Genomic DNA, 18,391 nt, shown 5'->3' with positions numbered 1-18,391 from the left:
TGACTCAACAGTGACGTTTATACCGTGCTTGCCGATCAACACCAAAGATAACAACAAGGTACATACACATATATGAAAACCTCGCTCCAGCTCAAACTAGGTCAACAACTGGCAATGACGCCGCAGTTGCAGCAAGCCATCCGCCTGTTGCAATTGTCAACCTTGGATCTTCAGCAGGAAATTCAAGAAGCACTGGACGCTAACCCACTGTTAGAGCTGGACGAAAACCTCAACGAAGTTGCCTCTGGTGAAGATGAAAAAGCTAACGGTCAGGATACTACAGAGCTTTCTGCTGCTGAGCCGGATATCACCAGTGATCCGGAGCCATTCGATACCTCTGATGCCATCGAAAAACGTGAAATGCCGGAAGAACTCCCGGTCGATACCACCTGGGATGACTTCTACAGCGCTGGTACCGGCAGTACTGGTATTGCGATCGATGATGACATGCCTGTTTATCAAGGCGAAACCACCGAAAGCCTACAAGACTACCTGATGTGGCAGGTCCAGCTGACCCCATTCAGCGAAACCGACCTGACCATTGCCACCGCCATCATTGATGCCATTGATGATAAAGGCTACCTAACCTGCTCAACAGACGAAATCCTGGAAAGCATCGGCAATGATGAAGTTGAACTGGATGAAGTAGAAGCGGTACTGAAACGTATCCAGCAGTTCGACCCGCTGGGTGTTGCCTCCCGTAACCTGCAGGAGTGCCTGTTACTTCAGTTGGCAACCTACCCGGAAGATACCCCTTGGCTTAACGAAGCCAAAACCCTGCTTAATGACTACATAGCCCTGTTGGCAAACAGAGATTACCGCCAGCTGATGCGAGAAACTAAACTGAAAGAGCCTGAACTAAAACAGGTGATGCAGTTGATCCATAACCTGGAGCCTCGCCCAGGCAACCGTGTAGTGGCTTCTGAAACTGAATATGTGATCCCGGATGTTTCTGTATTCAAGGATCACGGCAAATGGGTTGTGACTATTAACCCAGATAGTGTTCCGCGACTGAGAGTAAACCAACAGTATGCAGCACTGAGCAAAAATACCCGCAACAGTGCTGACAGCCAGTTTATCCGTTCTCATCTTCAAGATGCCAAATGGCTGATAAAAAGCCTTGAAAGCCGTAATGAAACGCTTCTGAAAGTCGCCCGCTGCATCGTTGAGCACCAGCAGGACTTCTTCGAATATGGTGAAGAAGCGATGAAGCCAATGGTGCTGAATGATATCGCACTGGCAGTGGACATGCATGAATCAACGATTTCACGTGTGACAACGCAAAAATATATGCACACACCACGTGGGATTTTTGAGTTGAAATACTTCTTCTCGAGTCACGTTAGTACGGATAACGGGGGCGAATGTTCGTCAACCGCGATCCGAGCACTGGTGAAGAAACTGGTTGCCGCTGAAAATCAGGCGAAGCCACTAAGTGACAGTAAAATTGCGACATTACTGGCGGAACAGGGCATCATGGTGGCACGACGCACCATCGCCAAGTACCGTGAATCTCTGGGAATACCGCCTTCTAATCAGCGAAAACGTCTGCTCTAACCAGACGCCAACAGGAGGAAGATGTCTATGCAAATTAATCTCACAGGGCACCATGTCGAAATTACTCCGTCCCTACGTGATTACGTAATGACTAAGTTTGATAAGCTGGAACGCTTCTTTGATAAGATTAATAATGTCCATGTGATCCTGAATGTTGAAAAATTGCAGCAGGTTGCGGAGGCCACCCTGCATATTAACGCAGGGGAAATCCACGCTAAGGCGGATTCTGAAAATATGTATGCCGCGATTGATGCATTAACTGATAAACTGGTCCGTCAACTCAACAAACACAAAGACAAGCTCAATAGTCACTAACCATGCAACTGAGTAATGTACTGAGCCTGGACTGCACCAAAAGTGCAGTCCAATGCTCCAGCAAAAAACGCGCCCTTGAAATCATCAGTGAAGTCGCTGCTGAACATCTGGACCAGAACCCCCAACCATTGTTCGAGTGTATGCTCAACCGTGAAAAAATGGGAAGTACTGGTATAGGCAATGGCATCGCAATCCCCCACGGCCGTATTCACAACAGCGACCACGCTATTGCCGTACTACTCCAATGTCAGGAGCCTATCCAGTTCGATGCTATAGACAACCAGCCTGTCGACCTCCTTTTTGCTCTGCTTGTTCCCGACGAGCAATGCCAGGAGCACTTAAAAACCCTCTCCTGTATGGCTGAAAAACTAAGCAACAAACAGGTCTGCAAGCAGCTCCGCACCGCAAAAAGTGATGAAGAGCTTTATCAAATCCTTACCTGTGATTCATAATGAAAATTTCTGCTATCTCTTTCGTTAAGGTATGCCAACCATGAAGTTAATGGTCGTAAGTGGACGTTCAGGCTCAGGTAAATCTATCGCCCTGCGCGTATTGGAAGATCTGGGCTACTATTGTGTTGATAACCTTCCGGTTAACCTACTGCCGCAGTTTGTTACCACGGTCGAAGGCAACCAACAGGATATCGCGGTCAGCATTGATGTCCGCAACATGCCGGACCGACCGGAAGAAATCCGCCAGACACTCAACAAACTGAGCGATAAACTCGATATCAACGTCATCTTCCTTGATGCGGATAACAAAGAACTAGTAAAGCGTTACAGCGAAACCCGCCGTCTGCACCCCCTGTCTCGTAACAACATGAGTCTGGAACAAGCAATCCAGTCCGAAAGTACCCGGCTGGCAGAACTGAAAGAGCATGCCGATCTGGTGATCGATACCACCAATAAATCTATCCACGATCTAAGCGAAACCGTCCGTAGCCGTGTTCTTGGCCGCAGCAGTCGCGAACTGGTGATGGTATTTGAATCCTTTGGTTTCAAACACGGTTTGCCTACCGATGCCGACTATGTGTTTGATGTCCGCTTCCTGCCTAATCCACACTGGGTACCAGAGCTCAAACCGCTGACCGGTCTGGATCAGGGAGTGAAAGAGTTCCTGTCTGGCCATACAGAAGTCAACCAGCTGATCTACCAGATCCGCAACTTCATCGAAACCTGGCTGCCAATGCTGGAAAAAAATAACCGTAGCTACGTTACTGTGGCGATCGGCTGTACCGGCGGCCAGCATCGCTCAGTTTATGTCGCCCAGCAACTGGCCGAGCACTTCCGCACGGAAGGTCATCAGATCCAGATCCGCCACCGCACCCTGGAAGCCAGCTCATGAGCAACCTGAGCCGCAAGCTGTTCATAAAAAACCGCCTGGGCCTTCATGCCCGGGCAGCCATCAAACTGGTCGAGCTAGCTCAGAGCTTCGAGGCTACCGTCACTATCTGCAATAATGAAAAAAGTGCGACTGCAGACAGTGTGATGGGGTTACTGATGCTGGAATCAGCCCAAGGGCAACAAGTATACGTCAGTGCCGAAGGTAGTGACGCCGAAGCCGCCCTGGCTGCTGTTTCCGAGCTCATTGAAGCCGGGTTTGATGAAGAAAATTAATTCCAAACCGGTAAACATAAACGTCGCCAATTTGGCGTGTAACAGGAATGATAATAAGCAAAAATTCCCAGAAGATCTTCGTTCTCTTCATTACTTCTCCTTAAGCCATCTCTCACTCCGGATGAAATCTTTATTTCCTCTCAGATTTGGATGAGACAACCGCCCAAGTATTGCGTTAAAATTCAATTTATTGCGCCGCCATACCGAACTGGGAAACCCAGTTCAGCAGCCAGCAGAGCTTCATCACTATTCCCTACCTTACTATCATAGGTATCGCGGCCGGCATCAACGCAATTCGGGGTATCACGACCAATGGCGGATATACAAGAACAAGACCAGACGCATCAGACGCTGCAAGAAGTCAACCAAGCGCTTGAAAACGGCATGTTTGTCCATGTCCGCCGAATGCTCCAGGATATGGAGCCGGAAGATATCGCGCACCTGCTGGAAGCCTCTCCCCCAAAGGAGCGTCAGGTTTTATGGCAACTGACCGATCCTGAAGAACAGGGTGAAATCCTTGACGAGCTGTCAGAAGATGTAAAAGACGGCATCGTCGCCCAAATGGCACCGGACAAACTGGCTGCGGTGACCGAAGGGATGGAAACAGATGACGTCGCATACGTCCTGCGTAGCCTGCCCGACGATAAATACCGGGAAGTACTGTCGCAAATGGATGCCACCGACCGGCACCGGGTCGAGAAAGCTTTGGCCTATCCGGAGGAAACCGCCGGCGGAATGATGAGCACTGACTTCATCACTATCCGAGGCGATGTTACCGCTGATGTAGTATTACGTTACCTGCGCATGAAAGGCGAATTACCGGAAGCAACTGACGCCCTGTACGTTTTGGATCAGAATGAAAAACTGATCGGTCACCTGTCTCTGTCGACTCTAATCACCACCCAGCCGGATACCGAAATCCAGGAAGTGATGGATGATGCAGACGAAGCCATCCCGGTCGATATGGATGACAGTGAAGTGGCTAACCTGTTCGAACGCCGTAACTGGCTATCAGCACCGGTTGTAGATCCCGACAACCAGCTCGTGGGGCGTATTACTATCGATGACGTAGTTGATATCATCCGTGAAGACGCAGAGCACTCAATGATGAGTATGGCGGGTATGGATGATGACGAAGATACCTTTGCGCCAGTATTGAAATCAGCCCGTCGCCGCAGCATCTGGCTGGGAGTCAATGTCCTGGCCGCCCTGGCTGCAGCCTCGGTATCCAATATGTTTGAAGAGACGCTGGATCAGATGGCAGCCATCGCGATCCTAATGACCATTGTACCGTCGATGGGCGGTGTTGCCGGAAACCAGACTGTCGCGCTGGTGATCCGAGGTCTTGCTGTCGGCCATATCGGTGAAACCAACACCCGCTGGCTACTGAGTAAAGAAGCACGAGTCGGCCTGCTCAACGGTGTCCTTTGGGCCACAATCATCGGCACAGTAGTCGTGGTCTGGAAGCAGAACCTACTGCTCGGGGTGATTATCGCTGGTGCCATGATGACCAACCTGTTTGTTGCTGGCGTGGCCGGGGTTTGCGTTCCCGTCCTGCTCAAGAAATTGAATATTGACCCCGCCCTGGCCGGAGGGATGGCTCTGACCACCATCACCGATATTATCGGTCTGTCAGTCTTCCTCGGAATGGCAACGATATTTTTAATATAGATACAGAAGCGACGCAGATTCAAATACAAAAAAGCGAGAGCCAAGTGGCTCTCGCTTTTTGATGTGTTCAGTAATTGCTGTTATTCGCCGGCAATCTTCATCGTATCCAGCAAAACAGAACCAGTCTGGATCTGGCTGCGGGTTTCAGTGTCCGTGCCAATCGCCACAATATTCTGCATCATATCTTTCAGGTTACCGGCAATGGTTACCTCACTGACCGGGAACTGGATCTCACCATTTTCTACCCAGAAACCGGCAGCACCACGTGAGTAATCACCGGTGACAATATTGACTCCCTGCCCCATCAGTTCGGTCACCAACAGGCCACGATCCATTTTCTTCAGCATCTGCTCATAACTCTCACCAGTCGGCTTAACCAACCAGTTATGAATACCACCAGCATGACCAGTAGGCTGGCGACCCAATTTACGCGCCGCATAACTGGTCATCAGGTAAGTTTGCAGCACACCGGATTGGATAATTTCGCGATCGTGAGTTGCCAGACCTTCGCTGTCAAACGGCGTACTCGCCATACCACGCAGAATGTGCGGGCGCTCACTGATATCCAGCCAGTCAGGGAAAATCTGCTCACCCAGCTTATCAAGCAGGAATGATGATTTACGGTACAGGTTAGAACCACTGATCCCCATCACCAAATGACCGAACAAGCCGGTAGCAATATCAGCCGCGAACATAATCGGCGCTTCACGGGTCGTCAGCTTCTGCGGGTCAATGCGACCAACGGTTCGCTCTGCCGCATGCTGGCCAACCTTCTCCGGTGTCCATAAATCAGTTACCCGACGAGCTGAAGTGTAGCTGTAATCACGCTCCATCTCACCATTTTTACCTTCGGCAATCACGCAACAACTGGTGCTATGACGACTGGAAGCATAGCTGGCCAGCATACCGTGGCTGTTACCGTAAACCCTGATACCATAATGGCTGTCATAGCTGGCACCGTCGCTCTGCTTGATGCGAGGATCTGCATCCAGTGCTGCCTGCTCTGCCCGCGCAGCAATCGACGCAGCACGATCAGGCTCTGGCTCATCCGGGTGGAACAGATCTAAATCCGGAACCTCCCTTGCCATCAGCTCAGCCGGGCCTGGACCTGCATAAGGATCCTCTGAGGTGTAGCGAGCAATATCCAAAGCAGCTGCAACCGTCTGAGCAATCGCATTTTCACTCAAATCCGACGTTGAAGCACTACCTTTGCGCTGACCTCGGTAGACTGTGATACCAAGCGCACCATCACTATTAAATTCCACATTCTCAACATCACACATACGAGTAGACACGCTGATGCCTGTGGTTTTATTAATAGCAACTTCCGCGGCGTCAGCCTGTTTTCCTGCCAGCTCCAATGCTCTTGCAACTGCAGCTTCAAGCTCAACGCGCTGCTGTGCGACCTGTTCTCTTACGTCCATACCTTCTACTTTCTCAGGGAATATCAATAAACTTTCAATACGTTACCAAATGCTATCTGACAAGTAACTTATTGAGACGGGGGATCTTGAAAATGCCTGGCACCAATTCATCATTCAATGATGGATGCGCAATTTAGTATTACCTATAGGATAACACCGCCTGACAGGAATTTGCGCCCCAAATCATGATTAAACTGATAAAATAGAGCCATTAACTTCTTTAGTGAGCCCGTTATGAGCCGTAAAAACAAAAAAGCCCCTTGGGAAGAGGAAGAAGAAATCATCTGGGTAAGTAAATCCGAGATGAAGCGTGACATGGAAGAACTGCAAAAAATTGGGGAAGAGCTGGTTGAGCTTAAGCCCAATGCCCTGGCAAAGATCCCGCTTGACGAAGCTATGCTGGATGCTATCCGTGATGCCCAGCGTTTTAAGACTGAAGCCCGCCGCCGCCAGTTGCAGTACATCGGTAAGCTGATGCGTCAAATTGATGTCGAGCCAATTCAGGCTGCGCTGGATAAGCTTCGCAACAAGCACTCACAGGCAACAGTGCAGTTACACAAGCTAGAACAAAAGCGTGACAAGCTGATCGAAAACGGCGACAGCATGATTAACGCGATCCTGGTTGATCACCCGGATGCTGACCGCCAGCGCCTGCGCCAACTGGTACGCCAAGCCAACAAAGAGAAAGCGCAGAACAAACCGGCTAAAGCCTACCGTGAAATCTTCCAGTACCTGAAAGAACTATACATGGAAGACTGATCGCCACTTTGCGGTTTCTGAATACAAAAATGCCAGCATCTGTGCTGGCATTTTCTTTTTGGACTATTGTTCTAACAAAAGCAAAACATTACTGAGTACCGCCCACGGTCATAGAGTCGATCTTAAGCGTCGGCTGACCGACACCAACAGGAACACTCTGACCCGCCTTACCGCAAACACCGACACCGCGGTCAATATCCAGGTCATTACCGACCATAGAAACTTTCTGCATCGCTTCGATACCGCTACCAATCAGGGTCGCGCCCTTGATTGGACGGGTCACTTTACCATTTTCGATCAGGTAAGCTTCTGATGCCGAGAAAACAAACTTGCCAGAAGTAATATCAACCTGGCCTCCGCCAAAGTTCGGAGCATAAATACCTTGCTTCACACTACCGATAATTTCTTCCGGTGTATGCTCGCCCGGCAACATATAAGTGTTGGTCATTCGTGGCATCGGTAGATGCGCATAGGATTCGCGACGACCGTTACCAGTCGGAGCCACGCCCATCAGACGGGCATTCAGCTTATCCTGCATATAACCTTTAAGCTTACCGTTCTCAACCAGCACGTTGTATTGGCCTGGTGTGCCTTCATCATCAATGTTGATCGAACCTCGGCGATCTGCCAGCGTACCATCATCAACAATAGTACACAGAGATGAAGTCACCTGCTGACCCATCTGACCGGCAAACATCGACGAGCCCTTACGGTTGAAATCGCCTTCAAGGCCATGACCGACCGCTTCATGCAGCAGAACGCCCGGCCAGCCTGCACCAAGTACAACCGGCATAGTACCTGCCGGTGCAGCATCGGCATCAATATTCACCAGTGCCTGACGAATCGCCTCATCGGCATAATTCAGGGCAATGGACTTACCGTTTTCCTCTGTCAGGAAATATTCGTAACCATAACGGCCACCGCCACCGGCACTGCCATGCTCACGTTTGTCCCCTTTTTCAATCAGCACACTGATTGACAGGCGAACTAACGGGCGAATATCAGCGGCATATGTTCCATCAAGTGCAGCCACCAGCACCTGCTCATAAACACCATTAATGCTGACAGAAACTTCTTTTACCAACGGCTCTTTAGTACGAATATAACGGTCAATCTCTTCCAGCAACGCAATTTTCTGGTGTTTATCGAAACTAGCTAGCGGATCAACCGGGGCATAAATACCGGATGGCGAAATTGGACTGAACGCCTGCACCTTACCGTGACCACCACTGCGGACAATACCCCGAGCAGCTTTGGCACTCTGGGTCAGCGCCAGCTGATTGATTTGATCGGAATAGGCAAAACCGGTTTTCTCACCGGACACTGCTCGAACACCGACACCTCGGTCAATGTTGAACGAGCCGTCTTTGATAATACTGTCTTCCAGCACCAATGATTCGTGCCAGCAGGACTGAAAATAAATATCGGCATAGTCCACATCCCGAGCCGCAATCAGCCCCAAAATTTGGCTTAATTCATCACGCCCCAGCCCGGACTGGGCCAACATAGTATTTTCTACAGTTTCCAGAGTCATTTACTTTGCTCTTGTAAGGTATTTATCGCTGGTGAACGCCTAAGCGCGCATGCTTGACCAGCGGCATATTTGTTCTAATAGTCTGGCTTAAACTTAAATCCAGATTGGCAGTCAGGACACCTGTCCCTTCTTTCTGACAAGCTACCACCTGTCCCCAAGGGTCAATAATCATCGAATGCCCCCAGGTTTCGCGTCCGTCGCTATGTTCTCCCCACTGAGCTGCTGCAACAATCCAGCACTGGGTTTCAACCGCCCTGGCACGCAGCAACACATCCCAATGCGCTTTACCGGTTACCTTGGTAAACGCCGCAGGAACCACAATAATATCAGCGCCTTTCTCTCTTAACGCGGCATATAGCTGAGGGAAGCGAACATCATAACAGATTGATAATCCAATGTTACCAAACGGCGTCGACACAACTTTGACTTCCTGCCCCGGTTGGAATGTGTCCGATTCGCGGTAGCTTTGATGTTGATCTTCTACTTCGACATCAAACATATGCAGCTTGTCGTAATGCGCCCGACACTGCCCATGCTCATCAAACAGCAATGCCGTAGTGGTGATGGTACCATCTGGCTGGCGAATCGGCATTGAACCAATCAACAGCCAAATACCAAGTTGTTTACTCAGTGCCGCCAGCTCAGCCTGCAACGGGCCATCTCCCAAAAGTTCGGCGTGGCGATGGTAGTCAGCACGGGAGCCAAAAACCAAACAGTTTTCCGGTGTTACCACCAGCTTAGCCCCTTGCAGCTGCAATCCCTTAAGCTTTTTCTTCAGCCGCCGCAGATTCACTTCCGGATCAGCACCTGAATTCATTTGTACAACACCTACTTTCGCCATCTTTCATATCCCTTTTATTACGTTTAGTGCCAATCCATTATTACTGTGAAAAATGTCGTTTTTCTTACTTCCTCAACTTCTCTGGTACCGTATATTCACCGGTGAAGCGGGACTGCTCGGTCACGAGCGGCGAGTCAATCGGACCTTTTACGGCATAGTTAACCTGGGTGAATACATCCAGTACCGGCGAAAGTGCCGTAGAGATAGCAAATACATAGATTGCTGTATGCGGAGCCACTGCAAAAGCAGTCAGTACCGGAATACCAGAAGTAAAGTCTGGAATAAACTTAACTTTGGCATCAACCGTTTCATCTACAAGGTTAGCACTTCCCTGAATAAACATATCTCCAGCAAGTGCTTGCATCTCAATATCATCGGATTCGAACAGGCCGTTTTCAATTCGGCCGGAGCCTTTAATGTAGTTAAATGCCAAGCCGTCATCAAAGATCCCGGAGAAGTCGAGCTGCATTTTACGCACAATAGAATCAAGGCTAAACAGTCCGAGCAGTCGTCCGGCACCACCTATATCACTGATCACCCCTTTGCCGGTTTCTGTTTTCAGCTCACCGGTCAGAGTTTCACGGTGCATACGCCATGGTGCCCCTTTCCACTGAATGGATGCATAACTGCTAAACTCCGCGCCCTGGATCCCGCCGGAAACACCAAACCGTCCCATCAAATCCGAACTGTTTTCGCCTTCAATATCAAACGCGATCTGGGTTTCATTCTGATCGCTGTCCAGAGTCCAATGCCCATCTAAACTTAACGTGGTCGTACCGGAATCCACCACAAAGTTAAGTAGCTCTAACGTCGTTCCTTCCCGGCGAAGCTTACCTGTGATTTTACCAAGACGATAACCTTGCAACCAGGCATCTTCCAGCATCAAATCCACCTCAGGCAAATTAGCCATCATACTGCGATCGAAATCCGTAGCCGGCGGTATATCACTCTGCGGCACATACTTTTCTTTCGCCATTGGGTTGTCGACATTTTCCAAATCAACACCCGGCAAATTCAAGTGCATGCTTTCCAGCAATAAATTTAATGGCTTACCGTCCGGCCAGAAGGCTTCACCTTTCAACTCGCGACTTCCAAGGATCATGTGCCAACGTTCAGGCTGCCTGCGAATCGCCAGATCCACATCATTCCAGCCCAAAGTCGCCAATTGCAGCTTCTTGATCCGACCATTTACCCTAGAAGGCAGAGGCAGTTCGGGCATTACCGTCGGGTTCCCGGCTTGTGCCAGCTCATTGGCCTTTTTCTCAATGTCATCAGCCAATTCCAACCAGCGATCGGCATCCACCGCATCACTTTGAATACGGGCGACATGACTACCAAGAGACAGCTTGCGAAGCTCTCCATCACCCATCACCAGTTCACTGGCATCAATCGTCATGCGCTCTGGTCGCAAATTAATAACGGCCTGATATTTTGCATCCGGAACCATGATTTTTCCGGTCAGTGACTCGGCATTACCGGCAGCCATCACATGTGCCTGCGCCTGAGTACCCAAAGGTAATGTCAGCGGATATGGTAACTCACTGCCAACTGCTGCAAGATTTGCTTTTAAATCAACACTGTAGTCAAACCCGGTATCGTAAAGGTTAACGCCAATACCGGCTCGCCATGGGCTCCTTCCGGATACGTGCGCCAGCAGCGGATCGTCTATCTGCTGTTGTAGCTTAGCCACCTGCCAGTCACCGGTTACATTAATATCAACACGATAACCAGTATCGACACTGTTGCCGACAAAACCGAAACTCACAGGCTGTGCCAGTAGATCACCTTTCAGCTCCTGCGCTTTAATCACATCATTATCAAAACTCAGGCTACCGTTAACCTGCTCAATTCTGAGTGGTGGTGTATCCATTTCCAGCAGATTATCTTTAAACTGCGCAGCACCCCAGGCACGCACATCACTGCCATCAAATGGGATATCCAATTTGAAACGGGAAGTGACCGGGCCACTGACCTGCACGGTTGTCATCGCCGCCCCTACCGAATCAACCAGAGGGGTTGCCATCATATAATCACGGATCTGAGGTCCATCAGCCGCCACATCCAGCGTTAACTTCAAATGACCGTCTTCACTCAGTTCCGCACCACCGGTAACCTGAGATGCTGTCGCTCCCATAGTTTTGGCATGACTGGCATCGAGGTACATGAAGTCATTTTCAAACATCAGGTTAAGTTTAAGATCAGTCAGATCCGGCCAGGCAGTATCAAAACTAAAACGCCCCTGACGCAACGGAACGTATGCCTGGAAGACACCGTCATGTTTAGAGTAAGGAAAATCCGCCAACTCGCCGTACCAAAGCAACTGGGCCCGATCAGCCTTACCGCCCCGGATTGCTGCAGACAGGTAGTCGGTCAGCTCTTCTCCCAGCGCCAGTGTCGGCAGGTAACGCCAGGCTTCACCGGCGTCACTGGCTGACGCCTCACCATAGAAAGACAACCAAGCCGGTGCATCTACCGGGAAGTCCAGTCGAAACTGACCATCGGCTCGGATATGCGGTGAGGTTACAGAAAGGTGGTCGCTCCACAAACGCCAGCCGGCATCATTCACCTGCCAGTAAGCGGTTACTTCGCCTTTGTTAATCATCAGTGGCGCTTGGAACACATCACCATATGGCAGGGTATCATCAGCTAGGTACAGCTCTGCTTTGCCCCCTTCCAAGTCACCGGACACACTAGCATCAAGCTTGTGAACTTCTGGCAACAACTCCCATTGCTTCATACCAAACTGCTTAAGTTCAGCCGAAAAGCGTGGTGACTGACCATTCGTTGCGGCAACCCGGATATCTTCAAGCACACCGGAAGGTCTCAGGGTATAAAGGATGTCGGCTAACTGACTGTCTTCCGGCAAGAAGCTGATAAAAGGCAGCAAATGTTCCAGTGACAGGCGGCTGATCGCCACTTGCCATTGCGATGGCTGCCACTGAGCGGCAACATCGAACACCGGCCACAAGACTTTATCGGTTTGCAAGGTGAGCTGCTCACTATCAATCCGCCAGCCGGTTTTACCATCTACCAGTGGCAGCGGCTTGAGGCCAACCAGACCCTGGCTGATCCGAAATTCATGCTTTTCTTTGCCTCGCTGCCAGCGAAGATAACTGTCATCAAGCCGTGCCAGGCTGTTCACAACAGTGCCGCTTTGCAGATTAAGCCAGACTTCAGCGTTAACGTTACTACCGGTAACATCAGCGCCGCCCAGCAACTGCTGGTTCAGCCATGGGGTAATTGACAGGTTCTGGGTTTGAACATAAATGCTGCCGGACATCTCAGGCAGGGAACGCTTGGCAGATAAGTTAGCGATTACTCGCATCTGGCTGAAATGGGTATCAGCCACACTGATCACACCTTCAGCAAGGTGCTGGCGACCGGAGCCGTCCCATTTCAGTTCACTGATATCAATACGCAGCTTATGGCCAGCCGGCGATATCATGGTGATATCGGAATTTCGAAGTGAAAACTTACCCAATTGGACAAAAATCAGCTCTTCAAGCCGGGCAATGGTGTTGGCTTGGCTATTATCTTCGGCAACCGGCGCTGAGCTCTGACTGAATACAGAGCCCGGCAGGCGGGTCAGATCCAGGCTCAACCGATCAATCCGGATGCCTTTGAAGACCGGGCGCATTTCAAATGCCGAGCGCAGCATATCAAACTGCAACTCAACATCACCGACCTGAACAATGGAATCCGGCTCGTCAGTGGCAGCCACACTTACGCCCTGCAACAGCAGTGATGGACCTAAATTTCGCCAATGACCTTCCACATGGGCAACATCAAGGCGCATATCAGCCTGCTCCGCTGCCCACTGCCGGATAGGTTCTCGGTATTCGTTAAGCTGGGGAAGGAAAAAACGCAGACCACTAATAGCAATAGCGGCCAGTACCAACATCGTCAGTACCAGCCACATTAATCCACGCGCCAGACGAACTGGAACTGTTGTCACTCAATAGCCTCGCATCGGTTATTACATCATTACGACGTCAAACTGTTCTTGACTGTATAAAGGCTCGGCTTTGATTTTCACCTGTTTACCGATAAACACTTCCAGCTCAGCCAGCGCATGGTATTCATCACCAGCCAACGCTTCAGCCACCGCTGGAGACACATACACCACAAAGCGATCGGCATCATAAGCACGGTTCACCCGGGTGATTTCACGCAGGATCTCGTAGCAAACACTCTCTACCGTTTTCACCGTACCACGGCCTTCACAAGTCGGACAGGTGCCACACAGCACGTGTTCGATACTTTCCCGGGTCCGCTTACGGGTCATCTCTACAAGGCCAAGTTGAGTAAACCCGTTAATGTTGGTCTTCACCCGATCATAAGACAGCGCTTGTTCCAGAGCCAACAGTACTCGACGGCGGTGATCTTCATGGGCCATATCGATAAAATCGATAATGATGATCCCACCCAGATTGCGCAGCCGCAACTGACGAGCAATTGCCTTGGTCGCTTCAATATTGGTATTGAAGATCGTCTCTTCAAGGTTACGTCGGCCAACGAAAGCACCGGTATTGATATCAACCGTCGTCATTGCTTCAGTCTGATCAATGATCAGGTAACCACCTGATTTCAGCTCAACCTTACGATCCAGAGAACGCTGGATCTCACTTTCGGTATCATACAGGTCGAAAATCGGCTGCTCACCAGCATAGTAAAGTAGCTTATCGCTGATCTCCGGCACGAACTCATCAGTAAATTCTTTCAGGTTTTCAAAACCAAGGCGGGAATCAACCTGAATACAGTCCAGCTCAGTGCCGACAAAGTCACGCAGAATACGCTGTGCCAGGCCCAACTCACCATAAAGCATGGACTTTGGTTTATATTTTGCCTTACGCTCCAGCACCTTACGCCACAAGTGCTTCAGAAAAGCCGCATCTTGGGCCATTTCTTCAGCCGTCGCACCTTCTGCTGCAGTACGGATAATGAAGCCGCCCAGCTCATCGCAGTACTCATTGACAATCGACTTCAGGCGCTCGCGCTCGTCTTCGCTCTCAATACGCTGAGACACACCGACATGACCGGCACCCGGCATAAAGACTAAATAGCGGGAAGGTAGAGTCACATCCGTAGTCAAGCGCGCGCCTTTAGTACCCAGCGGATCTTTAACTACCTGAACAACCAGGTCCTGGCCCTGACGAACCAACTCGGAAATATCGCGAACCTGGAACTGTTGCTTTTCATTTTCAGCCACACACTCAGTATGAGGCACGATATCGGAAGCATGCAGAAATGCCGCCTTATCCAGACCGATATCAACAAACGCCGCCTGCATTCCCGGCAACACCCGGCTTACCCGGCCTTTATAAATATTACCGACAATACCGCGTTTTGATTCTCGTTCTATATGTACTTCCTGAAGGTTCCCTCCTTCAATCATTGCAACGCGCGTTTCACTCGGCGTTACATTAATTAGCAGCTCTGTGCTCATGGTTGCCTCTGAATTTACAAACTTAAAAAGTCCTGAACCATGATGTCGGTCTCCATTAACGGTAACCCCACCACAGCGTAATAACTGCCATCGATGCGCTCAATAAACTTGCCACCGAGCCCCTGAATACCATAACTGCCCGCTTTATCCTGCGGTTCACCACTTTGCCAGTAGGATTCTATTTCTTGTTCGGACAAAGTCTTGAACCACACATCGGTAACCACTAGTTTAGTTTCACTTCGGGTCGATGTTGCCAGCGTTACAGCCGTCATCACTTGGTGCTTACGCCCCGACAACAGCCTCAACATCCGCTGCGCATCTGCAAAGTCTTTCGGCTTCTCTAAAATGTTGTCATCTACTACAACAATAGTATCTGAACCCAGCACGGGTATATGGCCATCGGTTTCCTGCACCCCGGCTATCGCCTTATCCTGTGAGAGGCGCTGCACATAATCAGCGGGGCTTTCACCTGATTGATGACATTCTTCGACATCAACCACAACCCGTTCAAAGGTATAACCGAGTTGAGTTAAAAGCTCTTTACGACGAGGCGAGCCTGATGCCAGATAAAGCTGAACTGCAGACATGATGATACCATTTACTTAAATATCAAGAAGATCCACTCGGTGCGATGGACTTACTTCGTCACAACCTAACACCGAACGAACCTTGTTTGAAAAGTTATTTAACGAATTGAGAACTTACGACGCATTCGCCGCAGTAATAAAAACAGCCACGGCCAGAGCAGGAAGTTTAGTAAAACCGCCCATAACCGTTGCGGTTCAAATGTGATCACTGAGACCAGGTATTCGGCCCAGAACTCAATCAGCTTACCGCCGAGAGAAAGCAAAGCCACCAGCATCGCCTGCTGCCATAAAGACAGGTTACGCATAACCTGGAAGTTCAACGCCACGATATAACACAGCACCGACATCATCAGTCCGCGTACGCCGAGGGTCGAGCCAAGCATCAGATCCCAAAGCAAGCCCAGAGCCAGAGCCGTACCAACATTTACCCGGTGTGGTAGAGCCAGTACCCAGTAGAAGGTGACCAGCAGCACCCAGGATGGCCTGAACAATTCTAGTTGCCCCGGCCAAGGCGCAGCCTGAAGGATCAGCGCCACAATAAAAGACAGCCAGATCAATAAGCGGCCATTCGGTCGACTATTCGCCACTGTTGATCTCCCCTGCGATTAAAGTTTCCCTTGGTGTCGGCCATACCAACAGCAGGTAACGCAAGCGGTCAAACTGCACCGTCGGTCTGGCTTTGATTTGTGCAAAAGGCCGTTTGTTATCAAATGAAAACTCGGTGACATGCCCTACCGGATATCCTTCCGGGAAACGTCCTCCCAAGCCGGAAGTTACCAGCAAATCCCCTACCTGAATATCGGTACTACTTGGCACGTGTTCCAACTGGATCTGGTCGATCTGACCACTGCCGGAGGCGATCACCCGGATATCATTGCGAACAACTTGAACCGGAATAGCATGAGTCGGATCAATCAGCAACAGCACCCGGCTGTTATGCGCTCCGACATACGAAACCTGACCAACGATCCCTTTTTCGTTGATCACCGGCTGGCCTTCATAAACGCCATCCGTCCGACCTTTATCTATCATCACCTGATGACTGTAAGGATCAGAGTCCACAGCCATCACTTCCGCAATCAGTTTTTTCTCATCACGGACAAACGGCGAGCCCAACAGCTCCCGCAAACGCTGGTTTTCCTGCTTTAGCTGGTCGAGCAGCAACACATCACTCTGCTTAACCAGTAACTCACGCTTAAGTGCTTTATTTTCTGCCAACAAACGCTGATGGGAGCTCACCTGACCAGACACACCATCTAACAAATCTCGTGGCAAGTTAGCAGCATACTGAAGCGGTGCAATCGCTGAATTCAACAGATAACGTACATTGGCGAAGGCATCTAGGCGGCTGTCGGCCAGCATAAGACTAACCGACAGTAAGATGGCAAGAAACAGGCGCAGTTGCAGGGAGGGGCCCCTGCCGAATATAGGTTTCATCTAACGCTATAACCTGTTTTATCTATTGCCAGAGCTGGCATTATTCGTCGCTGAATAGATCGCCACCGTGCATATCGATCATTTCCAGAGCTTTACCACCACCACGAGCTACACACGTTAGAGGGTCTTCGGCAACAACCACTGGAATACCGGTTTCTTCAGTCAGCAGACGATCAAGGTCACGTAGCAGCGCACCACCACCGGTCAGTACCATACCGCGCTCAGAAATGTCAGAAGCCAGTTCCGGCGGACACTGCTCAAGTGCAACCATAACTGCAGATACGATACCTGTCAGCGGCTCCTGCAGCGCTTCAAGAATTTCGTTAGAGTTCAGGGTAAAGCTGCGAGGCACACCTTCAGCCAGGTTACGACCGCGAACTTCAATTTCACGAACTTCGTCACCTGGGTAAGCCGAACCGATTTCATGCTTGATGCGTTCTGCGGTTGCTTCACCAATCAGGCTACCGTAATTACGGCGAACATAGTTAATGATCGCTTCATCAAAACGGTCACCACCAATACGAACAGATGATGAGTAAACCACACCGTTCAGAGAGATCACAGCAACTTCGGTAGTACCACCACCGATATCGATCACCATAGAACCGGTTGCTTCAGAAACTGGCATACCTGCACCGATTGCCGCCGCCATTGGCTCGTCAATCAAGTACACTTCACGGGCACCGGCACCCAGTGCAGATTCACGGATCGCACGACGCTCAACCTGGGTTGAACCGCAAGGTACCGCAACCAGAACTCGTGGGCTAGGACGCAGGACGCTGTTGTCATGTACCTGCTTGATAAAATGCTGAAGCATTTTTTCTGTCACATAGAAATCAGCAATTACACCGTCTTTCATCGGACGGATGGCTGCGATATTGCCCGGCGTACGACCCAGCATCTGTTTGGCGTCATGACCGACGGCCGCAACACTCTTAGTTGCACCAGCACGATCCTGACGAATCGCAACTACTGATGGTTCATCTAGAACGATGCCCTGTCCTTTGACATAAATAAGGGTGTTGGCAGTACCCAGGTCAATAGACAGGTCATTAGAAAACATGCCACGAAGTTTTTTAAACATAGTCTTCGGCTAATCCTGCAAGCTCACAAAATTCGTTAAATTGGGCTAAATGTATCAAGGGGCAAGGATCGAGACAAGGTAAGGTTTGTCAAACCTGCCACAGATCCGCATTTTATTTAA

Annotated in this window: 16 protein-coding genes; 7 read left to right on the top strand and 9 right to left on the bottom strand. The window is 50.1% G+C overall.

All coding sequences use genetic code 11. The annotated features are described in order from the left end of the window. Positions 1–72 precede the first annotated feature (72 nt). From C942_RS07700 to mgtE, 6 genes are all read left to right on the top strand, one after another. The gene (locus tag C942_RS07700) at positions 73–1,557 is read left to right on the top strand and encodes an RNA polymerase factor sigma-54 (RefSeq protein WP_007464331.1); all 1,485 of its coding nucleotides are present in this window, start codon (positions 73–75) and stop codon (positions 1,555–1,557) included. A gap of 27 nt (positions 1,558–1,584) precedes the next feature. Next, entirely contained in the window at positions 1,585–1,872 is a 288-nt protein-coding gene (gene hpf, locus C942_RS07695; RefSeq protein ID WP_007464329.1) for a ribosome hibernation promoting factor, read from the top strand. A 2-nt stretch (positions 1,873–1,874) separates the two neighbouring features. Then, entirely contained in the window at positions 1,875–2,324 is a 450-nt protein-coding gene (gene ptsN / locus C942_RS07690) for a PTS IIA-like nitrogen regulatory protein PtsN (protein WP_007464328.1), read from the top strand. Positions 2,325–2,364: 40 nt separating this feature from the next. Beyond that, positions 2,365–3,216: an RNase adapter RapZ gene (gene rapZ, locus C942_RS07685; protein WP_007464326.1), complete on the top strand. Its 852-nt coding sequence runs from the start codon at positions 2,365–2,367 to the stop codon at positions 3,214–3,216. Then, positions 3,213–3,488: an HPr family phosphocarrier protein gene (locus tag C942_RS07680; RefSeq protein WP_007464324.1), complete on the top strand. Its 276-nt coding sequence runs from the start codon at positions 3,213–3,215 to the stop codon at positions 3,486–3,488. The genes rapZ and C942_RS07680 overlap by 4 nt, the downstream gene beginning before the upstream one ends. A 312-nt stretch (positions 3,489–3,800) precedes the next feature. Next, a complete protein-coding gene (gene mgtE / locus C942_RS07675) occupies positions 3,801–5,159 on the top strand; it encodes a magnesium transporter (RefSeq protein ID WP_007464322.1) in 1,359 nt (452 codons plus the stop codon). 80 nt (positions 5,160–5,239) lie between these two features. Here the strand turns inward: mgtE and pmbA are convergent, their stop codons facing one another. Beyond that, positions 5,240–6,583 carry a metalloprotease PmbA gene (gene pmbA / locus C942_RS07670; protein ID WP_007464320.1) on the bottom strand — a complete coding sequence of 448 codons (1,344 nt, stop codon included), beginning with the start codon at positions 6,581–6,583 and terminating at the stop codon, positions 5,240–5,242. Between the two features lie 234 nt (positions 6,584–6,817). On the opposite strand from pmbA, the gene yjgA reads away from it, so the two are divergent. Beyond that, complete coding sequence (gene yjgA / locus C942_RS07665; protein WP_007464318.1) at positions 6,818–7,342, top strand: ribosome biogenesis factor YjgA; 525 nt, start codon at positions 6,818–6,820, stop codon at positions 7,340–7,342. Positions 7,343–7,430: 88 nt separating this feature from the next. Here the strand turns inward: yjgA and tldD are convergent, their stop codons facing one another. The 8 genes from tldD to C942_RS07625 form a co-directional block, all read right to left on the bottom strand. Next, the gene (gene tldD, locus C942_RS07660; protein ID WP_007464316.1) at positions 7,431–8,876 is read right to left on the bottom strand and encodes a metalloprotease TldD; all 1,446 of its coding nucleotides are present in this window, start codon (positions 8,874–8,876) and stop codon (positions 7,431–7,433) included. A 22-nt stretch (positions 8,877–8,898) separates the two neighbouring features. Further along, the gene (locus C942_RS07655) at positions 8,899–9,717 is read right to left on the bottom strand and encodes a carbon-nitrogen hydrolase family protein (RefSeq protein WP_007464314.1); all 819 of its coding nucleotides are present in this window, start codon (positions 9,715–9,717) and stop codon (positions 8,899–8,901) included. Positions 9,718–9,781: 64 nt separating this feature from the next. Next, a complete protein-coding gene (locus C942_RS07650; RefSeq protein ID WP_007464312.1) occupies positions 9,782–13,672 on the bottom strand; it encodes a YhdP family protein in 3,891 nt (1,296 codons plus the stop codon). A 21-nt stretch (positions 13,673–13,693) separates the two neighbouring features. Next, positions 13,694–15,163 carry a ribonuclease G gene (gene rng, locus C942_RS07645; RefSeq protein WP_007464309.1) on the bottom strand — a complete coding sequence of 490 codons (1,470 nt, stop codon included), beginning with the start codon at positions 15,161–15,163 and terminating at the stop codon, positions 13,694–13,696. A gap of 14 nt (positions 15,164–15,177) precedes the next feature. Continuing rightward, complete coding sequence (locus C942_RS07640; protein ID WP_007464307.1) at positions 15,178–15,750, bottom strand: Maf family protein; 573 nt, start codon at positions 15,748–15,750, stop codon at positions 15,178–15,180. 98 nt (positions 15,751–15,848) lie between these two features. After that, positions 15,849–16,337: a rod shape-determining protein MreD gene (gene mreD, locus C942_RS07635; protein WP_007464305.1), complete on the bottom strand. Its 489-nt coding sequence runs from the start codon at positions 16,335–16,337 to the stop codon at positions 15,849–15,851. Then, positions 16,327–17,187 (bottom strand): rod shape-determining protein MreC, encoded by an 861-nt coding sequence (mreC, locus tag C942_RS07630; RefSeq protein WP_036799228.1) that lies wholly within the window; start codon positions 17,185–17,187, stop codon positions 16,327–16,329. The genes mreD and mreC overlap by 11 nt, the downstream gene beginning before the upstream one ends. Positions 17,188–17,227: 40 nt before the next feature. Continuing rightward, on the bottom strand, positions 17,228–18,271 hold the full coding sequence (locus tag C942_RS07625; protein ID WP_007464301.1) for a rod shape-determining protein: 1,044 nt from the start codon (positions 18,269–18,271) through the stop codon (positions 17,228–17,230). Between the last annotated feature and the right edge of the window lie 120 nt (positions 18,272–18,391).

It is taken from the genome of Photobacterium marinum, assembly GCF_000331515.1.
Taxonomy (GTDB): domain Bacteria; phylum Pseudomonadota; class Gammaproteobacteria; order Enterobacterales; family Vibrionaceae; genus Photobacterium; species Photobacterium marinum.
The sequence above is the reverse complement of the archived record's forward strand: the minus strand, read 5'-3'. Positions and strand labels throughout refer to the sequence as shown.